Below are 21,714 nucleotides of genomic sequence, written 5' to 3'. Positions count from 1 at the left end.
AGGGAGGGGTGTGTCCGCTACCAGCGCACCCAGCGCGGCACGAAGGCCCGCCCCAGCGCGGCAGATACGGCGACCGGCGCGACGTGCCAGATGCCAAGATGGCCGATCGAATCCACCGGGCACGACAGGCCATAGGCAAAGCTGCCGAGCGCGCCGGCGGCGACGCCGGTGTAGAAGCCAGCGACCCTGAGGGCGACCGGTGCCCCGCGCCGCAGCCAGGCGACCAGGGCGACCGCCACCAACGCGCCGCCGCAGGTCCCGGCGATGAAGCATTCCGGACCATGGGTCGCGTGCTCATGCCAATCGATCTGTCCCTCGATCGCGGCAAGCAGGACGGCGGCCATGGGCAGGATCGCAAGCGCGGCGAGCAGCCAGCGCGCACCGTCCTGCCGCGCCCCGACGCGCGGGCCGGCCATTCGGATGACAGCGAGCGCCGAGACCAAACCGACCAGTCCGATCAGCGCATTGGCAACGAAGAACATCCCCGCCGCCTCGCCATGCAGCGGGCCGGACCACAGGCCCAGCCCCAGTGCGACGATGCCAATCGTTGCGGCCACGGACACGGCCAGCAGCGCGCGGCCATGCCCCATGCGGACAGGGCGCACCGGTTCCAGCTCGCTGGCGAGCTGTGCGATCAAGGGGGACGGCGGGCGGGTCATTTTAATCGGCCTCTTCTACGAGCGCGGCGAGCTTTCTCAAACCGCGATGGATATTCACCTTGATCAGGCTTTCGCTCTGACCGCTGCGTTGAGCTGCCTCGGACACGGACAGCCCCTTGATCTTGACCAGCTCGATCGCCTCGCACTGGCCGCGGGGCAGGTGGACGAACAATCGCTCCAGGCTCATCCGCGCCAGCACCGCCTCTTCGTCGCTGTCCTCGGCCGAATCCTGATCCTCCAGCGCGTCTTCTGCGCTGCGATAGACTCGGCGCAGATGATCGACCCAGCGATAGCGCGCGATCGCCGCGAGCCAGGGTAGAAAGGCACGCGTTTCGTCCCATGTCGCGCGCTTGGCATGCAGCGCCAGCAGCACCTCCTGCACCAGATCGTCGAGCTGGGCGGGCGCGACGCGGCGGCGGAAATACCGTTCCAGCCACAGCTGCACCTCAGTCAGCAGGACGGTATAGGCACGGCTGTCGCCCGCCTGAGCCGCAATCATCAGCCGCACGAAGCCGGCTTCGTCTGCAATCATCGCCGCCCCCGCCGCCCTGACCCGGTGTCAGCCCCGCCGACGGTGCCAGCTGGCGATCAGCGCGTCGAGCGAGACCATGCCTCCGCCGCGCACGACCAGGATTCCTGCCAGCGCGACCCACAGGATATGGGTCGCCCACCAAGCATCGGGATAGACGAAAATCTGGATCACCAGCGTCATGCCGAGCAGCGCGAGCGCCGAGAAGCGGGTAGCGAGACCGATCAGCAGCAAGGCGGGGAACAGATGCTCCGCCATCAGCGCCATTGGCGCCGCGAACTCAGGCGGCAGCGGAACCGCGCTGTAGTCATTCTCGAACAGATAGTGGGTGGAGTCGCTGAGTTCGAACCAGCTCCCCTCCACCACCTTGCTGCGGCCCGCGCGCCAGAAGACTCCGGCGAGCGCGACCCGGACCAGCAGCAGCGCAACGCCCTCTGCCGGGTGCGAGCCGACCAGCGTGACGGCCCGGTCGTACAAAGATGCGATGCGCTGCATGTCGATATCCCGTCTGTACGAAATGGATCAGCGCTGGACCGGGGTCAGCGAACCCTTGCCCTTGGGCGTTTCGGTCTTTTCGCACGTGCCCTTGGCAACCAGCTTCCAGGCGTTGCCCTGATAGTCCCGGGTCGAAGTGCCGGCGCAGCTGGTGCCGGGGCCCGCCGCACAGTCATTCTTGCCGGCCTTGGCGATGCCATAGCATTTTTCCATTTCGGGCTTCTGCGCCATGGCGGGGGCGGTGCCGAGCGCGGCGGCGAGGCCGGCGGTGGCGGCGAGCCCGGCGAGGCGGGCAATCGGGGAAGTGGTCATCGTCATCGTCTCCGGCTGTGGATCCGTGTCGGCGCTGACAGCGTCGGCACAGCTGCTCATTCGGGGTCGACCACCCGGATGTTACAGCCGGAAAAAATTGTTTCGGGTGTAACCCCCATGCGGCGTGGGGCGAACCGACCGATGTGCGCTTCCGCACGACGATCCGCCTGAAGGGAATAGCCACATGAAGACCGCCACGCGCACCGCCGCATCCATCGCCGCCACCGCCGCCGCCATCGCACTGGGTTCGGTCGCGGCCTTCGCCGCCGACACCCCCGCCGGCAGCAAGGGCCGCGCGATCGGCGCGAACGACACTGTCCATTGCTATGGCCTGCACAGCTGCAAGGGCCAGTCCGACTGCGCGACCGCCGAACATCAGTGCAAGGGCAACAATGCCTGCAAGGGTCACGGGTTCAAGGCGATGAAGGCCGGTGAATGCCTCTCGAAGGGCGGCACGATCGGCGACCTCGGCTGATCCTGCCCGATCCGGCGGGCCGCACCCCCCGCAAACCCCAAGGCCCGCCGGATCCATCTGTTGACTGCCAGGAGCGACGCCATGGACCCCGTCACGCCCTTTGGCGGCTTTGGCCTTGGCCTGCGCCGCGACCATTATCGGGATTTTCTGGAGGGCGAGGTCGCGGTCGATTTCGTCGAGGTGATCTCCGAAAATTTCATGATCGATGGCGGCCGCCCGATCCGCATTCTGGAACAGGTGCGCGCGAAGCTGCCGGTGATCCTGCACGGCGTGTCGATGTCGATCGGATCGGCGCACGGCCTCGACCCCGATCATCTCGCGCGACTGCGAACGCTGGCCGACCGGATCGATCCGCTCTGGGTGTCCGATCATCTGTGCTGGACACGCACCAGCGCGCATAACAGCCACGACCTGTTGCCGATGCCGCTGACCCGCAATGCGCTCGATCTGGTATGCGACAATATCGACCGCGCACAGGATGTGCTGGGCCGCGCGCTGCTGTTTGAGAATCCGTCAAGCTATCTGTCCTTTCCGCAGGACGAATTCACCGAATGGCAGTTTCTGACCGAGATGAGCCGCCGCACCGGCTGTTACCTGCTGCTCGACGTCAACAATATCCATGTCAGCGCGTGCAATCACGGCTTCGACCCGCGCGACTATCTGGCGGGCATCCCCGCAGAGCGGGTGCGCCAGGTGCACCTTGCCGGGCACACGCCGGGCGAGATCGTGATCGACACGCATGACCGCCCGGTCTGCGATGCCGTCTGGGATCTGTTCGCCCGCGCAATCGCGCTGCTCGGGCCGGTCGCGGTGATGATCGAGCGCGACGACGCAGTCCCGCCGCTGGCCGAGCTGCTCACCGAGCTCGATCGGGCGCGCGCCATCGCCGCGACCGCGCGGCTGGAGGCGGCGGCATGACTGCGCTGGCTGAACTGCAGGACTCCTTCCTCGCCTGCCTGCACAATGACGACGCGCCGTTGCCGCCCGGTCTCGACGCCACGCGCGCGGCGGGCATGGCGGTGTATCGCAACGGCTATCGCGCGCGGCTGCTCGACGTGCTGGCGGACAGCTATGCGCGCACCGCGCGGCTGGTCGGTGCAGAGGCCTTTCATCAGGCGGCGGCGCACCATCTGATCGCGCATCCGCCATCGGCCTGGACGATCGATCGGGCCGGGGAGGGGTTCGCCGACACCTGCGCCGAGCTGTTTGCCCATGACCCCGATGTGCCGGAACTCGCCTGGCTCGAATGGGCAATGCAAAGCGCCTTCACCGCCGCCGACGAAACGCCGCTGACGCATGCCGGGTTCGCCGCGGCGACGGCGGGGTTTGATGCGACGGATTGGGAGCAACTCGTGCTCGTTCCGATCTCGGGCACGGCGCTGCGCCCGGTGACCCATGATCTGGCCCAGCTGTGGCGGTCCCTGGCGCAGGATGCGGATCAGCCGATCGTCGAGCGGCTGGAGACACCCCAGTGGCTGCTGGTCTGGCGCGAAGGCGAGGAGGCGGTGTTCGCCCTGCTCCCCGACCATGAGGGCGAAGCGCTGAACGCCGCGCTGCACGGCGCGAGCTTCGGCGACATCTGCACCCGCCTCGCCGCGCGGCTCGATCCGGAAGCGGCTGCAACGGCAGCCGGGGCGATCCTCAACCACTGGCTGGAGCTGGGCCTGATCGCGTCGATCCGCACATCGCTGCAACAGGTCAGCGTTGTCACCGAAAAATAGACAGCTATCGCGCTTTTGACACCGGTTACTAGCGTTGACCCCCGTTTCCGCCGCTGCCTATGCGCGACTCCACGCATACGAATGCAATGCCGTGCGGAGAGGCGCGGCGGAGGAGAGAGACGTGACCGATCGTACGCCGAAGATCGGCCTCGACGCGCTGGGCGTCGCGGCCGGGGCCGCCATCCATTGGAACCTGCTGCCTGCCCAACTGGTCGAGCATGCTGTGCGTCGCGGTGAGGGCCGCCTCGCCAAGGACGGGCCGCTGGTCGTCGAAACCGGCAAGCACACCGGGCGCAGCGCCAAGGACAAATTCATCATCCGCGACGCCGAGACCGAGAACAGCGTGTGGTGGGGCAGCACGAATGTCGGGATGACGCCGGAGCATTTCGCGGCGCTCAAGGCCGATTTCCTCGCGCATCTGGCTACCCGGGACACGCTGTTCGTCCAGGACCTGTATGGCGGCTCGCAGCCCGAGCATCGCGTCACCGTGCGCGTGGTCAACGAGCTCGCCTGGCACAGCCAGTTCATCCGCACCCTGCTGGTCCGCCCGGAAGCGCATGAGCTGCGCGATTTCGTCGCCGAATATACCATCATCGACCTGCCGAGCTTCCGCGCCGATCCGGCGAAGCATGGCTGCCGCAGCGAGACGGTGATCGCGGTCAACCTGACCGAAAAACTGATCCTGATCGGCGGCACCGCCTATGCCGGCGAGATGAAGAAGAGCGTGTTCGGCCTGCTCAACTATCTGCTTCCGCCACAGGGCATCATGCCGATGCATTGTTCGGCCAATATCGGCCCGAACGGCGACACGGCGGTGTTCTTCGGCCTGTCGGGTACCGGCAAGACGACGCTGTCCGCCGACGCCAGCCGCACGCTGATCGGCGATGACGAGCATGGCTGGTCCGACACCGCGGTGTTCAATTTCGAGGGCGGCTGCTACGCCAAGATGATCAACCTGTCGGCCGAGGCCGAGCCGGAGATTTTCGCCACCACCAAGCGCTTCGGTACGGTGCTCGAAAATGTCGTGATGGACGATGCGACGCGCGAGCTCGACTTCAACGACAACAGTCTCGCGGAGAATAGCCGCGGATCCTACCCGCTCGACTTCATCCCGAATACGAGCGCGGACAATCTCGGCCCGGTGCCGAAAAACATCATCTTTCTCACCGCCGACGCCTATGGCGTGCTGCCGCCGATCGCGAAGCTGACGCCGGATCAGGCGATGTACCACTTCCTCTCGGGCTATACCGCACGCGTCGCAGGGACCGAGATCGGCGTGACCGAGCCGACCGCGACCTTTTCCACCTGTTTCGGCGCGCCGTTCATGCCGCGCCATCCGTCTGTCTATGGCAATCTGCTGAAAGAGCGGATCGCCAAGGGCGGGGTCGATTGCTGGCTGGTCAATACCGGCTGGAGCGGCGGCAAGGCGACGATGCCGGGGATCAAACGCATGCCGATCCGCGTCACGCGCGCACTGCTCAACGCCGCGCTCGACGGCAGCCTGAAGGATGCGGAGTTCCGTCAGGACCCCAATTTCGGCTTCATGGTCCCGGTCGCGGTCGGCGAGATCGACCCCAACATGCTCGACCCGCGCGCCGCCTGGGCGGACAAGGGCGACTATGACGCGACGGCGGCCAGGCTGGTCGACGAATTCGTCGCCAACTTCGCGCAGTTCGCGGACTATGTCGATGCGGGCGTCCGCGACGCAGCGCCACGCAGCAGCAAGGCGACCGAGCCCGCCTGATCCGCGACCGTCCCCCGCCGATGCACCGGCGGGGGATGGCGCTGGCTATTTTTCGGTCCAGCGCCTATATCCGGTTCATCGTCGGCACATCACTCCGTAGGCGCCAACGGCTGAGAGATTCTTCGCGCTCCCGCTTACATGACGGGAGCCGCGCTGTGGACCTCAACTATCTTCTCTATCGGCATCAGGTTTCGCTGATGCGCGCCAAGGCATCGGATTGCGTGTGCGCGACCCGGTCGCACCGCGACCTTGCCAAGGGCTATGCGGATCGCATCCGCGTGCTGCGCAGCGGATTTGGCGAAGAGGGTTCGCTGACGCGCGCGCCATGTTGACGCCTGCACCGCTCGAAACCGACAAGCCGCGCACGCGCCAGTTCCGCCGCCATAGCCACAGACCGCTGCTCGCTCCGGCGGCGGTTGCGCGACAGGGGCGGGTGGCGACACTGGTTTGGGAGCGGCTTCGGGACAGCGTCGCAGCAGCCGCTTTCCTAAACACGCATGACACCTCGCTTGGCGGCCGTCCGATCGATCTCGCCATCGCCGACGACGGCGGCTTCCGCGCGGTTGTTGCGCGTCTCGACGCCCTGCACCCGGCGGGTTAGGATCGGACGGGCTTCCCCCTTTTGAAGGAGCGACGCAGATGAGCATCCTCGATTCGATTCTGGGCCAGGTCGGCGGCAGCGACGGCCTTGCGAACCTTGCGGCAAAGGTCGGGCTCTCGCCCGAGCATGTCGATCAGGCGGTTCAGGCGCTGGCGAAACATCACCAGATGGCCGGCGACACGGCGGAAGGCGCGGCGGCTGCGACCGGCCTGCCGCTCGACAAAATCCAGGAACTGATCACCCAGATCGGCGGCGAGGGCGCGCTCGGCAAATTCGCGACGATGCTGCAACAGGACGGCGCGGGCGGCATCCTCGGCGCGCTCGACCGCGACGGCGACGGCAACCCGCTCAACGATCTGGGCGGCATCGCCTCGGGCTTGTTCGGCAAGACGTGACCGCGCGTCAGCGGGCCTGAGCATGGCTCGATCTACGATCCCGCTGGGAGAAGCGGTGCGCGTGTGGCTGCGCATCGCCGCGCTGTCGTTCGGTGGGCCGGCGGGGCAGATCGCGGTGATGCACCGCGTGCTGGTCGATGAGAAACGCTGGATCGGTGAGCAGCGGTTTCTCCACGCGCTCAACTTCTGCATGCTGCTGCCCGGGCCGGAGGCGCAGCAGCTGGCGACCTATATCGGTTGGCTGCTGCACAAGCGGGTCGGCGGGCTGATCGCGGGCGCGCTGTTCATCCTGCCCGGCGCGCTCGCCATCATGGCGCTGAGCTGGATCTATGTCCTGTGGGGTACCAGCGGGCTGATTGGCGGGCTGTTCTTCGGGCTCAAGGCCGCGGTGTTGGCGATTGTGGCACAGGCGGTGGTGCGGATCGGCGGACGCGCGCTGCGTTCCAACGCCGCGCGGCTGCTCGCGGCGGCGTCGTTCGTCGCGATCTTTTTCCTCGGTGCTCCCTTTCCGTTGATCGTGCTTGTCGCGGGACTGATCGGCTGGCTGGCGGGGCGGTCCGGCAGCAAGGCGTTCGCGGACGGCGGGCATGGCGGATCGGGCGGCGGCGTTGCCGATCGCGACACGGTGCTGGGCGAGGACTTGCCCGATCACGCCCGGCCGCGCTGGCGTGCGGTGCTGTTCGACACGTTGCTGTGGCTGGCGCTGTGGCTGGTTCCGATCGCGGCGCTGTTGCTGTCGCTCGGCCCGGACCATGTGCTCAGCCAGATCGCGACCTTCTTCGCCAAGATGGCGATGGTGACGTTCGGCGGGGCCTATGCCGTGCTCGCCTATGTCGCGCAGCAGGCGGTCGAGCATCATGGCTGGCTCTCGCCCGGCGAGATGATCGACGGGCTCGGCATGGCGGAGACCACGCCCGGGCCGCTGATCATGGTGCTGCAGTTCGTCGGGTTCCTGGGCGCCTATCGCGACCCCGGCATGCTCTCCCCCATGCTGGCCGGGACGCTGGGCGGGCTGCTCGCGACCTGGGTCACGTTCGCGCCGTGCTTCCTGTGGATCTTCCTCGGTGCGCCATTCATCGAGCGGCTGCGTGGAAATGCGGCGCTGGCCGGAGCGCTGAGCTCGATCACGGCGGCGGTGGTGGGGGTGATCCTCAACTTGGCCCTATGGTTCGCGATCCACGCTGTGTTTCGGGAGACCGTAGCGGTCGGGGCGGGGCCGGTGTCGTTCGATGCGCCCGTACTGACGCGCATCGACCCCTGGGCGGCGGCGCTGACGCTGTTCGCGTTGATCGCGGTGTTCCGGCTCAAGCTCGGCCTGTTTAGCGTGCTCGGGTTGTGCGCGGGTGCGGGTGTGGCACTGCGGCAGGCGGGGTTGGTCTGACTTAATCCTCCCCCTTGCGGGGGAGGGTCGAATGCTACCCCTTCCGCCCGGCGATGTGCCGGTCGATCACGCCTTCCAGCACGCTCATCGGCACCCCGCCGCCGAGCACCAGCGCGTCGTTGAACGCACGGAAATCGTAGCGCGGGCCGAGTGCGCGTTGCGCCTTGGTCCGCAGCCGGTTGATCGCGGTATGGCCGAGCTTATAGCCGCATGCCTGACCCGGCCAGCTGCAATAGCGATCGACCTCGCCGCTCACTTCCTCGACCGACGATCCATTGGCGGTGGCGAACCATTCGACCGCCTGTTGTCGCGTCCAGCGCTTGGCGTGCAGCCCGGTGTCGACGACGAGGCGACAGGCGCGGAAGGCGAGGCTCTGGAGATAGCCCAGCCGCCCGACCGGATCGCTGTCATACGCGCCCAGCTCCGCGCCGAGCTGCTCGGCATAGAGCGCCCAGCCCTCGCTATAGGCATTGAACCCCAGCAGCGATCGGACGAGCGGCAGCTTGAACGTGTATTCGCCCTGCCACGCATGCCCAGGAATGCCCTCATGATAGGCGAGCGTGGCGAGGCTGTAGCGCGTATGCAGATGCGTGGTGCGCAGGTTCAGCCACACGCGCCCCGGCACCGTCCCGTCGATCGATCCCGCGCCGCCATAGGCACCCGGCGCGCCCGGCTCTTCGGCGAGCGGGAGCCGCTTCACCTCGACATTGCCGCGCACCAGCGTGTGGAACGCCTGCGGCATCTTTGCCTTCATGTCCTGAATCGTCTTGGTCATATAGGCGAGGATTTCCTGCCGCCCGGCGTCATTGTCGGGGTAGAGGAACTTGGGATCCTTGCCGAGCGCAGTCATCCGCGCGCCGACCGTTCCCTTGGAATAACCGAGCTTCTTGAGGATGGTGTTCATCTCGGACTGGAGCGCCTTCAGCTCCTCCTGCCCGGCACGATGCACCTCGTCGGGCGTCATCGTCGTCGTGGTGCCGGCGCGCAACGCCCAGGCGTAGTATGCCTCGCCGTCCGGGAACTTCCACACGCCCGCGTCCGACGTCGCCTTGGCGCGATGGCGCTTGAGCTCGGCGATCTGGCGGTCGAGCGCCGGGGCGATCCTGCCCGCCGCCAGCTTCGCTACCGCCACCGCCTGATCGCCGGTCACGACCTTCTTGCCGGTGAAATTCTCCACCAGCTCCCATTTCCCCGCATCGGTGCCGCGGGTCAGCGCGATCTGGCGCAGGCATTTGTCGAGCAGGAAGTCGGGCGCGACGACGCCCTTGTCATAGGCGATCTTCAGCCGCTCGGTCTCGCCGTCGATCTGCCCGGCCCAGCCCTCGAACCGCGCCAGCCACGACGCCGCATCCGCCGCGCTCTCGACCTTGTGCTCGCTGTCGAGGAAGCGCGGCATGTCGAGATAGGCCCCGACATTCTGGATTGCGACATAGGGCGTGTTGCGCCACCCGCCGACCGCGACATCGCCATAGCCAAAGGCGAACCCGTCCAGCCCGTTCTGGAACGCGGTGCGCACCACATCGACATTGGTCTGCATCACCGGCGACAGCGCATTGCGGTCGAGCGCGTCGAGCTGCGCGATGCGGGCGCGCAGGCCCTCGGCGACCTTCTGACGGCCCGCAATGCTGCGATCCTCGACCATCGAGCGCAGATGCGCCCGCTCGCCCTTGTCGATGCCGAGCGAGGTCGCGCTCTCGGGCGAACTGGTCAGCAATTGCTCGGCGGTCGCGCTGAGCAGTGCGTCGGCCGCCGCATCCGCAGACGGCGCGCCCTTCGCGCAGGCGGGGAGGGCGGGAAATGCGGCAAGCGTGGCGGTCGAGGCGAGGAACTGGCGGCGGCTGGCGATCATGACGGCTCCGGATACGCGGGAGGTGGTTACCCGCGTTACCTTAGCCGCGCGGACGGCCAGCGCCACCCGGTAGAGTCGTTTTCAGCTTCGCTGAAGCGGCACCGGCCCGCTCCCCCACCCGGCCACCCATAGAATACACTGGCGTTGGGTGGCCGGGTGGAGAAGCGGGCCGGTGCCGCCACCAATCAACCCGAAGCGCGCCTATTCCCCGAAACTGATCGCCGCCGCGGCAATCGCGCCCATCGCCATCAGCATGTCGATCCGGCTGCGCCCCTTGCGTGCGCGTGCGCCGTGGCGGAGCAGGCTGGCGGTGCGATAGGCCTCTGCAGCGATGGCGCATTCGGGGCCCCAGCGCAGCTGGAGCAGCGAAGATGCCGCGCGGTTGCGCACCAGCAACAGGTCGACGATCCGCGACCCCGCTTCCGCTCCCATCTCACGCTTGTAGCCGGAGTCGCCCGATCCGAAATCGATCCGGTCGATGCCCAGCGCTTCGGCCTGCCCCACCAGATGCGCGGTGACCAGCTTGCCGGGGCGATAGGCCGCGAAGGCTTCGTCATAGCTGCTGGCGATGCTGTACTGCACCGGCGGGGTCAGCAGGTCGAACGAGAAGGCAATGGGCCGGCCGTCGACGCGCAGCACGGTCGCCATCAGCATCTGCGCCAGCACCGGATCGCCCAGCACGCGGCGCCAGTCGGCGCGGCGCGTTTCGGACAGGAATTTGGCACCCGTGCCGTCGGTCGCGCGCCCGACCCAGCTCGCCTGTTCGATCGCGCCGAGATCGGCGAGCAGCGCCGCACTCCACCCGGACCCGCGTACGGACTCGATCGTGACCGTGCCCTGTTGATCGAGCTGCCGCGCATAATTGGCGAGCCGCCGCCGCGTCGATGCGCGCGGCCAGCCGGTGGCCGGATCGAAGATGAAGGTCTGGCCCAGCGGGCGCGACAGCACCGTCCACCCGGCCATCGCCGCGGCGCGTGAGAAGAGCTGCGTCGCGGGATCGTCGGCATAGGTCGGGCCGAGCCGCCACACCTGCCCCAGCGCGCCGAGCGTCACCGGATGAGCAAGGAACTCTGCAAGCTCTTCGGCGGAGGCATCCGCCGCGATCGGCAGCGCGCGGAACGGCCAATAGCTGCCCGGCACGGTCCGCGCACCGACCAGCGCCGGACCCAACCCGATCGTCGGTATCGCCGCTAACGGTGTGTCGTTGCCACGCCAGGCGATCAGCGTCGCGGCGTCGCCGTCATCGGCTGCACCGAACCAGGCGGCGCGTAGGAACCGGTGCTGTGGGGAAAGGAACGGTGCCAGCGCATCGACTGAGTCGTCGACCCCCGGATGCCGCGCCACCGCGACACCGTTGCGTTGCTCCGCCCAGTCGATCCGCTCAACGTACATCGATCCGCTCCCTGACGCGCAGGGTTAGCGGTAAAATTCCTTCGATCCGGTAAGCGTGGGATCAGTCGGCCGGCAGTGCCGCCACTGCTTCCACCAACACTACCCCGCCGCGCACATCGGTGATCCGCGCCTTGGCGCCGGCGGGCAGGTCCGGGCCCTCAGCCGGCCACTCGCCGTCGCCGACGCGCACCCGGCCGCTGCCGCCGCTGATCGCATCGACCACCGTGACGCTCTGCCCGATCATCCGCGCGGCGCGGTTGTTGAGGTCGGGATCGGCGCTCGGCACCGGGTTCGCGCCGTACCAGCGCTTGCCCACCAGCACCGCGACCGTCGACCAGGCCGCGAAGCTGATGAACTGCCCGATCGCCCCCAGCTCGGGAAAGAGCAGCGCCAGCACCCCCGTCGCCGCCGCGCCAAATGCGAGGAATGTCAGATACACGCCGGGGATCATCAACTCGCAGATGGCGAGCAGCGCCGCGACGATGAGCCAGACGAACCCGGCCTGTTCAGCCAGCCAGTCGCTCATTCCTGCGTGCCGCCGAATGGCGACTGACGCACGCGGGCGGGCGGGGAGGGGGGCACAGGCGGCGTGTCCTTGCCGCTGCCAAGCGCTTCCTTGGCCAGCTCGCCGATGCCGCCCAGCGTGCCGATCAACTGCGTCGCCTCCACCGGGAACAGGATCGTCTTGGCATTGGGGCTGGTCGCGAATTTGCCGACCGCTTCGACATATTTCTGCGCGATGAAGTAGTTGAGCGACTGGGCCGACCCGCTTTCGACCGCCTGGCTGACCAGTTCGGTCGCCTTGGCTTCGGCCTCCGCCGCGCGCTCGCGCGCTTCGGCGTCCCGGAAGGCCGATTCCTTGCGGCCCTCGGCCTCGAGGATGCGGGCCTGTTTCTGCCCCTCTGCCCGCAGGATCTCCGATGCGCGCGAGCCTTCGGCCTCAAGGATATTGGCGCGCTTCTCGCGCTCGGCCTTCATCTGGCGGCCCATCGCGTTGACGATATCGGCGGGCGGGCGGATGTCCTTGATCTCGACGCGGGTGATCTTGACCCCCCACGGCGTCGTCGCATGATCGACCACCGACAACAGCCGCGCGTTGATCTCGTCGCGCTTGGACAGGGTTTCGTCGAGGTCCATCGACCCCATCACCGTGCGCAGGTTGGTCGTCGTCAGCTGAAGCAACGCGACATACAGGTCCGACACTTCATAGGCTGCCTTGGCCGCGTCGAGCACCTGAAAGAACACCACGCCATCGGTGGAGATCATCGCATTGTCCTTGGTGATGATCTCCTGACCCGGAATATCGATCACCTGCTCCATCATGTTCACGCGGCGACCCACGCGGTAGAAGAATGCGGGATAGAGGTTGAACCCCGGCTGCGCGACGGTGGTGAAGCGGCCGAAATGCTCGATCGTATAGTGGTAGCCCTGACGGACGATCTTGATGCTGGCGAACAGGTACAGCAGCACCAGCACCATCAGGATGAAAAATGCGCCGACCGTCAGTTCCATCACGCGTCCCCTGGGTTTCCTAGTCCATCCGATCCTAGCATAGAGGCGGCATGAGCAAAGCGATTTACGCCCCGCCGCGCACCGCGCTGTTCCTGCCCGCGTCGAATGCCCGTGCCATCGAAAAAGCGAAAGGGTTGGAAGCTGACATGGTCATCCTCGACCTCGAGGATGCGGTGAAGGCGCAGGACAAGGAGGCTGCGCGCGAGGCAGTGAAGGCGGTTGATGGTTTTGGCGACCGCCCGTTCGGCGTCCGCGTCAACGCCAAGGACAGCGACCACTGGAAGGCCGACCTTAAGGCCGTCAAGAAATCCGCCGCCACCCATGTCATCCTGCCCAAGGTTGAGACGGCGGAGGCGATCACCTATGCCGCGCTCTACGCCGACCGCCCCGTGCTGGCGATGATCGAGACCGCGGCGGGGGTGATGAATGTCGGCCCGATCGCCAGCACCACCGGCTGGGGCGTCGAACTCGCCGGCCTGATCGTCGGCACCAATGATCTTGCCGCATCGCTCAAGCTGCCCCCGGCGGCGGGGCGCGCGCAGATGGCGCTGTCGCTGCAGCTGGTCGTGCTGGCGGCACGGGCCCGCGAGCTGTGGGTGCTCGACGGCGTGTTCAACCGCCTCGACGATCCCGAGGGGCTGGCGGCGGAATGCGCCGAGGGCCGCCTGCTCGGCTTCGACGGCAAGTCGCTGATCCACCCGAACCAGATCGACATCGCCCGCGCCGCATTCGATCCGACCGAGGCGGAACTGGACGAGGCCCGCGCGCTGGTCGCGGCATTCACCGGCGGCGCCGAACGCTACAAGGACGCGATGATCGAGGAGATGCACGTCGACCGCGCGAAGGCGCTGCTGACGCGGGCGGGCGGATCATGACTTAGCCCGCCGGTCGTTCGCTGGATCGACGCAAATATCTGTCAGCTTCTATTTGCGGGCGGATCGGTTGATGACGATCTGGCACTGCACCAGCCGCGCCATTCGCGTTTCCGCGTCCACCGATTGCTGGGCCGCATCCTCGGCTTCCGCTTCGGCCAGCGCGCGTTCCGCCCGTGTACGGGCGTCGCCCAGTTTTCCATCAAGCGCCAGCGAACGGGCACGATCGGCATCGCCTGCCAGCGCGGCTGCCTCATCCCCGGTCGCCTCCCTCGCGGCTATGCCATAGGCGGCGGCGCAGGCCGCAAGCTGGGGATCGACCACTGCAGGATCCCGGGCAGGGGCAAGCGCGGCCAGCATTGCCGCATCGCCCTGCGTGATCGCGGCGAACAGGCTGGTGCAGGGGCCGACATGCTCTGCGATGACCGCGTCCCGATCCGCCCCTGGGGTAGCAATCCGCGCGTCGATTTCGCCGCCATAGGCCGCGAACATCGCCCGGATCGCTATATTGCGCACCCCGGTTTCGGCCGATGTGCGGCGCGCTATCTCTGCTGCTGCGGTGTCAATATGGGCGGCAGGCGGCGGCGCCCCGGAGTTATTTGCGCGCATCCAGCGGGCGGTTCCGATGCACTGGACTTCATGCAGCCGAACAGGCCGTATGCCGCCAATCGCCAGTACCTCCTCGATCGGCATGGATGAAAGGATCGCAAGCGGGTCGTCAGTTGTTTGGGGCGTCAGCGTGAGGGAGAGCAGGGCGGCAAGCATCTTGCCACTTTGGTCTGGACGACGGTTAAGTCAATGGCGGCCATAGCCCCCTAGCGCCCGTCACATAGCACGGTTACATGGGCCGCCAATCTTCGACTCAGGACATTGGCGCACCTCATGGATATCCCGCTCGGCCTCACCTTCGACGACGTTCTGCTCTATCCGGGCGAGAGCGAGGTGCTGCCGAGCATGGCGGATACGCGGACGTTCGTGACCAAGTCGCTGGCGCTCAACATCCCGATCCTGTCCTCGGCGATGGACACGGTGACCGAGGCGGACATGGCGATCGTCATGGCGCAGCTCGGCGGCCTCGGCGTCCTCCACCGCAATCTCGAGATCGATGAGCAGGTTGAGGCGGTGCGGCAGGTCAAGCGCTTCGAAAGCGGCATGGTCGTCAACCCGATCACGATCCGTGCAACCGGAACGCTCGCCGAGGCGCAGGCGCTGATGACGCGGCACAAGATCAGCGGCATTCCGGTCACCGAAGCCGATGGCAAGCTGGTCGGCATCCTCACCAACCGCGACGTGCGCTTTGCCGAGAATCCCGGCCAGCCGGTCAGCGAGTTGATGACGCACGACAATCTCGCCACCGTGTCGATCGGTGTGGGTCAGGAAGAGGCCCGCCGCCTGCTGCACCAGCGCCGCATCGAAAAGCTGCTGGTGGTGGATGAAAACTATCGCTGCGTCGGGCTGATCACCGTCAAGGACATCGAAAAGGCGGTGAACTATCCCAACGCGACCAAGGATGGCGCGGGCCGCCTGTGCGTTGCCGCCGCGACCACCGTTGGCGACAAGGGCTTCGAGCGCACCGAGGCGCTGGTCGACGCCGAAGTCGACCTGATCGTCATCGACACCGCGCACGGCCATAACAAGGACGTCGCGCGCGCTGTGGAGCGGGTGAAGAAGCTGTCGAACCGCGTCCAGGTCGTCGCCGGCAACGTCGCGACCGCCGCCGCCACGCGCGCGCTGATCGACGCGGGCGCGGACGGGGTGAAGGTCGGCATCGGCCCGGGATCGATCTGCACCACCCGCGTGGTCGCAGGCGTCGGCGTGCCGCAGCTGACCGCCGTGATGGACGCCGCCAACGAAGCCGCCAAATCAGGCGTCCCGGTGATCGCCGACGGCGGCCTGCGCACCTCGGGCGACCTTGCCAAGGCGCTTGCCGCCGGGGCATCGACCTGCATGGTCGGATCGCTGCTGGCAGGGACCGAGGAAGCGCCGGGCGAAACCTTCCTGTATCAGGGCCGCGCGTACAAATCCTATCGCGGCATGGGCAGCGTCGGCGCGATGGGCCGCGGCTCGGCCGACCGCTATTTCCAGGGCGACATCAAGGATCAGTTGAAGCTCGTCCCCGAGGGGATCGAGGGCCAGGTCGCGTTCAAGGGCCCGGCCAAGGACGTGATCCACCAGCTGATCGGCGGCATCAAGGCGGCGATGGGCTATACCGGCGCGGCAACGATCCCCGAGTTGCAGCAGAAGGGCAAGTTTGTCCGGATCACCAATGCCGGCCTGCGCGAAAGCCATGTCCATGACGTGACGATCACGCGCGAAGCTCCCAACTACCCGACGCGCTGATCCCCGCCTAAACCGCGCAATCTCAGAAATTTAGCGGGACTGGAACCGATCGTTTCGCGTGCGCGTTGACTGCTCCGGGCCGATGCATGTGCATCACCTGGGGGAATGACGGAGCAATCGTGGAATCCAGCGCGACACGGGTGGCGGACGTCCCGGCTTTTCTGGCGAATGGCGGAGAGATGGGCGCGCGCATCGCCGCCTTCGATTGGTCGTCAACCAGTGCCGGGCCGATCGACGCCTGGTCGCAGAGCCTGCGCAGCATCGTCGCATTTCTCGTAAACTCGCCCGTGCCGCTGGTCATGCTGTGGGGCGAGGATGGCCACCTCATTTACAATGACGGCTATTCGGTCTTTGCCGGCGAGCGCCATCCCGGGCTGCTCGGCATGAAGGTGCTGGAGGCCTGGCCCGAAGTCGCCGACCTCAACGCGCATGTGATGCGCGTCGGCCTGGCAGGCGGGACGCTCGCCTATCGCAATCACAAGCTGAAGCTCAACCGCACGGGTACGTTCGAGGATTGCTGGCTCGACCTCGATTATTCGCCGGTGTTCGAGGATGACGGGCATCCGGCCGGGGTCATGGCCGTGGTGGTCGAAACCACCGAATCGGTCAGGAGCGAGCAGGCGCTGCGCGAGAGCGAGGCACGGCTACGCTTTCTGGACATTCTCGACCGCGAAACCGGCGGCGCGACCGATCCGTCGGAGATTCTTGCGAACACCACGCGCAGGCTCGCCGATAAGCTCGGGGCATCCAACTGCGCCTATGCCGATATGGATGCCGATGGCGACGGCTTCACCGTCCGCGGTGACTGGGCGAAGCCGGGGTCGCGCTCGATCGTCGGCCATTACAGCTTGGCCGCATTCGGCGAGCAGGCGGTGCGCGAGCTCAACGCCGGGCGCCCGCTAATCCTCGACGACAATGCGATGGAGCTACCGGCGCATGAAGCGGCGACGTTTCAGGCGATCGGCATCGCCGCCACCTGCTGCATGCCGCTGGTCCGGGACGGGCGGCTGATCGCGCTGATGGCGGCGCATCATGCCGAGCCGCATGTCTGGACCCCGGACGAGATCGCGCTGATCCGTGAGGTCACCGACCGCAGCTGGGCACATGTCGCGCGCACGGCTGCCGAAGCGGAGCTGCGCCGGACCGCCGAACAGCTGCGCCAGCTGAACGCCGAACTGGAAACCCGTGCCAACGAACGTGCCGCCGCGCTGGAGCAGAGCCGCACCCAGTTCCGCCTGCTGGTGCAGGGCGTGACCGACTATGCGATCTACATGCTCAATCCCGACGGGGTGGTCGCCAGCTGGAATGCCGGGGCGCAGCGGATCAAGGGCTATACGCCGGACGAGATCATGGGAGCGCATTTCTCGACCTTCTATCCCGAAGAGGATCGCGCCGCCGGGGAACCGCAGCGCGCCCTTGAAACCGCGCGCCGCCAGGGGCGCTTCGCCGCCGAAGGCTGGCGGATGCGCAAGGGCGGCGTGCGCTTCCGCGCCAGTGTGGTGCTCGACGCGATCCATGACGATGACGGCAAGCTGATCGGCTTTGCCAAGATCACCCGTGACATCACCGAACGCGAGGAGGCGCAGCGCGAGTTGGAAGTCGCGCGCGAGGCGCTGTTCCAGAGCCAGAAGATCGAGGCGATCGGCCAGCTCACCGGCGGGGTCGCGCATGACTTCAACAATCTGCTGATGGCGATCATCAGCGGCCTGACCCTGCTGCGCAAGCGCCTGCCGGAGGGCGATGCGCAGATCACCCGCCTGATCGACAATTCGATGCAGGCGGCCGATCGCGGCGCGGCGCTGACTCAGCGGATGCTCGCCTTTGCCCGGCGACAGGAGCTCAAGACCGAACGGATCGACGTCCCGGCACTGGTCGCCGACATGCGCGGCCTGCTGGAACGGACGATCGGCCCGTCGTGGCGGATCGAGGTCGATTTCCCCGATCAACTGCCCGCGGTCTCTGCCGACGCCAACCAGCTCGAAATGGCGCTGGTCAATCTGGCGGTGAATGCCCGCGATGCGATGCCCGATGGCGGTCGCATCTGGATCCGCGGTGTCGAGCGTGAAGTGGTTGGCGAAGTGCGCGGCCTGACCTCGGGTCAGTATGTCCGCATGACGGTGCGCGACGAGGGGAGCGGCATGGATGCCGCGACGCTGGCCCGCGCGACCGAGCCGTTCTTCACGACCAAGGGGGTGGGCAAGGGCACTGGCCTCGGCCTGTCGATGATCCACGGTTTTGCCCGGCAGAATGGCGGGATGCTGGAATTGGAGAGCGAGCCGGGCAAGGGCACGGCGGCGCATATCTGGCTGCCGGTCGCGGGGGACCGCGCGCGCACGGCGGTGGCCACGCCGCGCAGCGTCATGGGCCGCGCCGCCACCCGGTCGCTCGTCGTGCTGGTGGTGGATGACGATCCACTGGTGTTGATGAATACCGCCGATCTGCTCACCGACCTTGGGCACAGGGCGATCGAAGCCGATTCCGGCGCCGCCGCGCTCGAGCAGCTTGTGGCACGGGAGGATATCGCGCTGCTGATAACCGATCAGGCGATGCCCGGCATGACCGGAACCGAACTGATCGCCCAGGTCCGCGAACGGCGTTCCGAGCTTCCGATCATCCTCGCCACCGGCTATGGCGAAACCCCCGCCGCCGCCGCCGCGCACCTGCTGCGTCTCAACAAGCCCTTCACTCAGGCCGACCTGGAACGCGCCGTGTCGGATGCGATGCTGCAGCGGGTGTAAGGGGCATCGCGCCTTCCTCTCCCTGCAAGGGAGCGGTGACGGCCTGACATCATTTCGACGCAATGCGCGGGCAATCCGACCCCGCCTTGTCGAGTATCGCTGTCCCGCCCCCGCCCGAAGCATCACGCACGCCGCTGGCGCAACTGCGCGAGCGGTTCGGCACCCGCGCGGTAGCGATTGCACTGGCGCTGCTGGTCGAACTGCTGCTGGCGCTGCTCCTGCTCACCATCGCGCCCAAGATCCTCTCGCCACCGGACAAAACGGTCCCGCTGAAGACCTTTGGCGTCAGCCCCGAACCCGAATCCGCGCCCGAACCGCCATCCGATGCCCGCCCCGCCGCGGCCGAACCCCGGCCCAGTGCACGCGCGCAGCCGCGCGACGCTGAAGTGCCGCCGACGCCGGACCCGGTGGTCGCCGATCCTGTGCCAGAGCCGCCCGTGCTGCTCGACATTCCGCTCAGCCGCATGCCCGACATCTCCACCCTGCCGCGTCGCCCGGCTGCCGGTCCCGCGGCCCCCGCGCGCCGTGTCGCCGGTCCTCCCGCGCCTGGGCCCGACCCGGGAGACTCGCGCCGCGTCGAAGGGCGTGGCCCCAATGGCGAGCCGCTCTATGCCGCGTCCTGGTTCCGCGAACCCTATGACAGCGAGCTGCGCGGCTATCTGTCGACCGCGCGCCCGCCCGGCTGGGCGCTGATCGCGTGCCGCACGGTGGCCGATTATCGCATCGACAGCTGTACCTTGCTCGACGAATATCCGGACGGCGCGCAGATCGGGCGCGCCGTGCTCGCCGCCGCATGGCAGTTTCGCGTCCGGCCGCCCCGGCTGCGCGGACAGTATCAGGTCGGCGAATGGGTGCGGATCCGCATCGATTACGAAGTCGGTTCAACGCGCGTACGCTAGGTTCTCGAAAGGAACGAAATGATGTGGATTGCAGCTCTGGCCCTGCTGGCCTCCGGCGTTCAGGACGCCCCGACGCCGACCCCCGGAACCGTGACGGTCGAGGCGGTGGCGGATGAAGCCACCCCGGCTGCGGTGCGTCAGGTCTTTGCCGACGCGGTGGAACAGGCACTGCTCGACGCGCGCTTCACCGCGCTGCCGCCACAGGCGCGCGGGCGCTACATTGCGCGGATCGGCGTGACCCGTGCCGAGCGTGGCGCGGTCGCGTCGAACGGGCGTGAGCCGGGCGCGTCGGGCGGCGTCGGCAATTGGGGCGGTGGGGTCAGCGTGACGCTACCCTCCGGCAAGCGCCAGCTGCGCGGCCTGATCGTCACCACGCTGACGGTCGAACTGATCAGCCGCGCCGACGACACGGTCGTGTGGCGCGGCAGTGCGCTCACGGCTCAGGCCGCAGGCACCCGCGCCGATGTTCCGGCAACGCTCGCGGCCAAGCTTGCCCCGGCGATCATCCGCGCATTCCCCCAGACCCTCGCTGAACCGCTGTCGATTCCCTAAGGGCCGGTGCCGCTACTGTTTCAGCTTTGCTGAAACCGTCCTTATGAGAACGCCATGACACCTGCTGCGCGGACCCGCACTGCCATCGAACTGCTCGACACGATCATCGCCGCCGCGCGCGAAGGGGGTGCGTCGGCAGACGTGCTGATCGCGCGCGAACTCGCCGCGCGCCGCTATGCCGGGTCGAAGGACCGGCGTGCGATCCGCGGGCTCGTCTACGACGCGATCCGTCTGAGCGGCGAAGTTCCGGCGAGTGGCCGCGCCGCGCTGCTCGCGCTCGCCGCGCGCGATCCTGATCTTGCCGCGACCTTCGATGGCTCGCCCTATGGCCCTGCTCCGATCAAGCCCGGTGAGCCTGCCGCCGTTCACGGCATCGCTCCCGCCTGGCTGATCGACGCGCTCGTCGCCTCGGGCGTCGATGGCGAACAGGCAGCAGCGTTGCTCGACCGGGCCCCGCTCGACCTGCGCGTCAACCCGTTGCGGGCCGACCGCGACCAGCTCGCCGCCATTTTCCCGGACTCCGCGCCGATCCCCGGTCTCGATCTCGCGCTGCGCCTGTCCGCCGACACGCCGGTGGACAAGAGCGACGCCTATGATGCGGGCTGGTTCGAGGTGCAGGATGCGGGCAGCCAAGCCGTGACGCTCGCCGCGGCCGCGGCGCCGGGCATGCGCGTGGTCGATCTGTGCGCGGGCGGGGGCGGCAAGACGCTCGCGCTCGCCGCGGCGATGGCGGGGGAGGGGGCGATCCTCGCCACCGACAGCGACCGCGCCCGCCTGTCGCGCCTCGCCCCACGCGCGCAGCGGGCAGGGGTGGAGATCGTCGAAACCCGCCTGCTCAACCCGAACCGGGAGGCGGATGCGCTGACCGACTGGGCCGACAGCGCGGACGTCGTGCTGATCGACGCGCCGTGTTCCGGCACCGGCACGTGGCGCCGCAATCCGGAGGCGCGCTGGCGGCTCACCCCGGCGCGGCTCGCGCGGCTGGTGGAGACGCAGGCGCGGTTGCTGGATGTCGGCGCGGCGCTGGTCCGCCCCGGCGGCGCGCTGATCCATATCGTCTGCTCGCTGCTCGATGCGGAGGGGGCGGATCAGGTGACGGCGTTCCTTGCGCGCAATCCCGCCTTCCGTGCAGAGCCGCTTGCGCTCCCGCTCGGCACGCCGCATGGACCCGGCATGCGCCTCACCCCGCTCAGCGATGCGACCGACGGCTTTTTTGTCGCGCGGCTGGTGCGCGCATGATAGCCCTAT

General features: G+C 67.7%; 23 protein-coding genes. 14 read left to right on the top strand and 9 right to left on the bottom strand.

The genetic code is table 11. The features are described 5' to 3' along the window. Nucleotides 1-17 precede the first annotated feature (17 nt). The 4 genes from ACO05N_RS00840 to ACO05N_RS00825 are packed head-to-tail and all read right to left on the bottom strand — an operon-like array spanning nucleotide 18 to nucleotide 1,995. On the bottom strand, nucleotides 18-659 hold the full coding sequence (locus ACO05N_RS00840; protein ID WP_422055313.1) for a DUF1109 domain-containing protein: 642 nt from the start codon (nucleotides 657-659) through the stop codon (nucleotides 18-20). A gap of 1 nt (nucleotide 660) precedes the next feature. Next, the gene (locus ACO05N_RS00835; RefSeq protein WP_422055312.1) at nucleotides 661-1,191 is read right to left on the bottom strand and encodes a sigma-70 family RNA polymerase sigma factor; all 531 of its coding nucleotides are present in this window, start codon (nucleotides 1,189-1,191) and stop codon (nucleotides 661-663) included. A 27-nt stretch (nucleotides 1,192-1,218) separates the two neighbouring features. Beyond that, a complete protein-coding gene (locus tag ACO05N_RS00830) occupies nucleotides 1,219-1,683 on the bottom strand; it encodes a DoxX family protein (protein ID WP_422055311.1) in 465 nt (154 codons plus the stop codon). A gap of 27 nt (nucleotides 1,684-1,710) precedes the next feature. Continuing rightward, nucleotides 1,711-1,995 carry a DUF2282 domain-containing protein gene (locus tag ACO05N_RS00825; RefSeq protein ID WP_422055310.1) on the bottom strand — a complete coding sequence of 95 codons (285 nt, stop codon included), beginning with the start codon at nucleotides 1,993-1,995 and terminating at the stop codon, nucleotides 1,711-1,713. Nucleotides 1,996-2,179: 184 nt separating this feature from the next. Between ACO05N_RS00825 and ACO05N_RS00820 the strand changes: the two genes are divergently transcribed. The 8 genes from ACO05N_RS00820 (at nucleotide 2,180) to chrA (ending at nucleotide 8,312) form a co-directional block, all read left to right on the top strand. Next, entirely contained in the window at nucleotides 2,180-2,470 is a 291-nt protein-coding gene (locus tag ACO05N_RS00820) for a hypothetical protein (protein ID WP_422055309.1), read from the top strand. Between the two features lie 81 nt (nucleotides 2,471-2,551). After that, on the top strand, nucleotides 2,552-3,388 hold the full coding sequence (locus tag ACO05N_RS00815; RefSeq protein WP_422055308.1) for a DUF692 domain-containing protein: 837 nt from the start codon (nucleotides 2,552-2,554) through the stop codon (nucleotides 3,386-3,388). After that, nucleotides 3,385-4,191, top strand: a complete 807-nt coding sequence (locus ACO05N_RS00810) for a putative DNA-binding domain-containing protein (RefSeq protein WP_422055307.1) — start codon at nucleotides 3,385-3,387, stop codon at nucleotides 4,189-4,191. The genes ACO05N_RS00815 and ACO05N_RS00810 overlap by 4 nt, the downstream gene beginning before the upstream one ends. 121 nt (nucleotides 4,192-4,312) lie before the next feature. Further along, complete coding sequence (locus ACO05N_RS00805; RefSeq protein WP_422055306.1) at nucleotides 4,313-5,935, top strand: phosphoenolpyruvate carboxykinase; 1,623 nt, start codon at nucleotides 4,313-4,315, stop codon at nucleotides 5,933-5,935. Between the two features lie 155 nt (nucleotides 5,936-6,090). Beyond that, nucleotides 6,091-6,267, top strand: a complete 177-nt coding sequence (locus ACO05N_RS00800; RefSeq protein WP_422055305.1) for a hypothetical protein — start codon at nucleotides 6,091-6,093, stop codon at nucleotides 6,265-6,267. After that, nucleotides 6,261-6,536 carry a hypothetical protein gene (locus ACO05N_RS00795; protein WP_422055304.1) on the top strand — a complete coding sequence of 92 codons (276 nt, stop codon included), beginning with the start codon at nucleotides 6,261-6,263 and terminating at the stop codon, nucleotides 6,534-6,536. The genes ACO05N_RS00800 and ACO05N_RS00795 overlap by 7 nt, the downstream gene beginning before the upstream one ends. A 38-nt stretch (nucleotides 6,537-6,574) precedes the next feature. Beyond that, nucleotides 6,575-6,931, top strand: coding sequence for a hypothetical protein (locus ACO05N_RS00790; RefSeq protein ID WP_422055303.1), 357 nt, complete (start codon nucleotides 6,575-6,577; stop codon nucleotides 6,929-6,931). 22 nt (nucleotides 6,932-6,953) lie between these two features. Continuing rightward, nucleotides 6,954-8,312, top strand: coding sequence for a chromate efflux transporter (gene chrA, locus ACO05N_RS00785; protein WP_422055302.1), 1,359 nt, complete (start codon nucleotides 6,954-6,956; stop codon nucleotides 8,310-8,312). Between the two features lie 34 nt (nucleotides 8,313-8,346). On the opposite strand, the gene ACO05N_RS00780 is transcribed toward chrA, so the two are convergent. The 4 genes from ACO05N_RS00780 to ACO05N_RS00765 all read right to left on the bottom strand — a co-directional run bounded on the left by ACO05N_RS00780 (nucleotide 8,347) and on the right by ACO05N_RS00765 (nucleotide 13,065). Continuing rightward, complete coding sequence (locus ACO05N_RS00780; protein WP_422055301.1) at nucleotides 8,347-10,161, bottom strand: DUF885 domain-containing protein; 1,815 nt, start codon at nucleotides 10,159-10,161, stop codon at nucleotides 8,347-8,349. A 201-nt stretch (nucleotides 10,162-10,362) separates the two neighbouring features. After that, nucleotides 10,363-11,553: a GNAT family N-acetyltransferase gene (locus ACO05N_RS00775; RefSeq protein WP_422055300.1), complete on the bottom strand. Its 1,191-nt coding sequence runs from the start codon at nucleotides 11,551-11,553 to the stop codon at nucleotides 10,363-10,365. Between the two features lie 61 nt (nucleotides 11,554-11,614). Further along, nucleotides 11,615-12,079, bottom strand: coding sequence for an NfeD family protein (locus ACO05N_RS00770; RefSeq protein WP_422055299.1), 465 nt, complete (start codon nucleotides 12,077-12,079; stop codon nucleotides 11,615-11,617). Then, a complete protein-coding gene (locus tag ACO05N_RS00765; RefSeq protein ID WP_422055298.1) occupies nucleotides 12,076-13,065 on the bottom strand; it encodes an SPFH domain-containing protein in 990 nt (329 codons plus the stop codon). Before ACO05N_RS00765 ends, ACO05N_RS00770 begins: the two co-directional genes overlap by 4 nt. A 50-nt stretch (nucleotides 13,066-13,115) precedes the next feature. On the opposite strand from ACO05N_RS00765, the gene ACO05N_RS00760 reads away from it, so the two are divergent. Then, a complete protein-coding gene (locus ACO05N_RS00760; protein ID WP_422055297.1) occupies nucleotides 13,116-13,940 on the top strand; it encodes an HpcH/HpaI aldolase/citrate lyase family protein in 825 nt (274 codons plus the stop codon). A gap of 48 nt (nucleotides 13,941-13,988) precedes the next feature. On the opposite strand, the gene ACO05N_RS00755 is transcribed toward ACO05N_RS00760, so the two are convergent. Beyond that, complete coding sequence (locus ACO05N_RS00755) at nucleotides 13,989-14,630, bottom strand: hypothetical protein (RefSeq protein WP_422055296.1); 642 nt, start codon at nucleotides 14,628-14,630, stop codon at nucleotides 13,989-13,991. 189 nt (nucleotides 14,631-14,819) lie between these two features. On the opposite strand from ACO05N_RS00755, the gene guaB reads away from it, so the two are divergent. The 5 genes from guaB (at nucleotide 14,820) to ACO05N_RS00730 (ending at nucleotide 21,705) form a co-directional block, all read left to right on the top strand. Then, a complete protein-coding gene (gene guaB, locus ACO05N_RS00750) occupies nucleotides 14,820-16,277 on the top strand; it encodes an IMP dehydrogenase (protein WP_422055295.1) in 1,458 nt (485 codons plus the stop codon). A gap of 119 nt (nucleotides 16,278-16,396) precedes the next feature. Beyond that, a complete protein-coding gene (locus tag ACO05N_RS00745; RefSeq protein WP_422055294.1) occupies nucleotides 16,397-19,015 on the top strand; it encodes a PAS domain S-box protein in 2,619 nt (872 codons plus the stop codon). A gap of 86 nt (nucleotides 19,016-19,101) precedes the next feature. Further along, nucleotides 19,102-19,914 (top strand): hypothetical protein, encoded by an 813-nt coding sequence (locus ACO05N_RS00740; RefSeq protein ID WP_422055293.1) that lies wholly within the window; start codon nucleotides 19,102-19,104, stop codon nucleotides 19,912-19,914. A gap of 21 nt (nucleotides 19,915-19,935) precedes the next feature. Continuing rightward, nucleotides 19,936-20,466: a hypothetical protein gene (locus ACO05N_RS00735; RefSeq protein ID WP_422055292.1), complete on the top strand. Its 531-nt coding sequence runs from the start codon at nucleotides 19,936-19,938 to the stop codon at nucleotides 20,464-20,466. 54 nt (nucleotides 20,467-20,520) lie between these two features. Next, on the top strand, nucleotides 20,521-21,705 hold the full coding sequence (locus tag ACO05N_RS00730; protein WP_422055291.1) for an RsmB/NOP family class I SAM-dependent RNA methyltransferase: 1,185 nt from the start codon (nucleotides 20,521-20,523) through the stop codon (nucleotides 21,703-21,705). Nucleotides 21,706-21,714: the final 9 nt, after the last annotated feature.

This window comes from Sphingomonas sp. (assembly GCF_965227385.1).
GTDB lineage: Bacteria > Pseudomonadota > Alphaproteobacteria > Sphingomonadales > Sphingomonadaceae > Sphingomonas.
The sequence above is the reverse complement of the archived record's forward strand: the minus strand, read 5'-3'. Positions and strand labels throughout refer to the sequence as shown.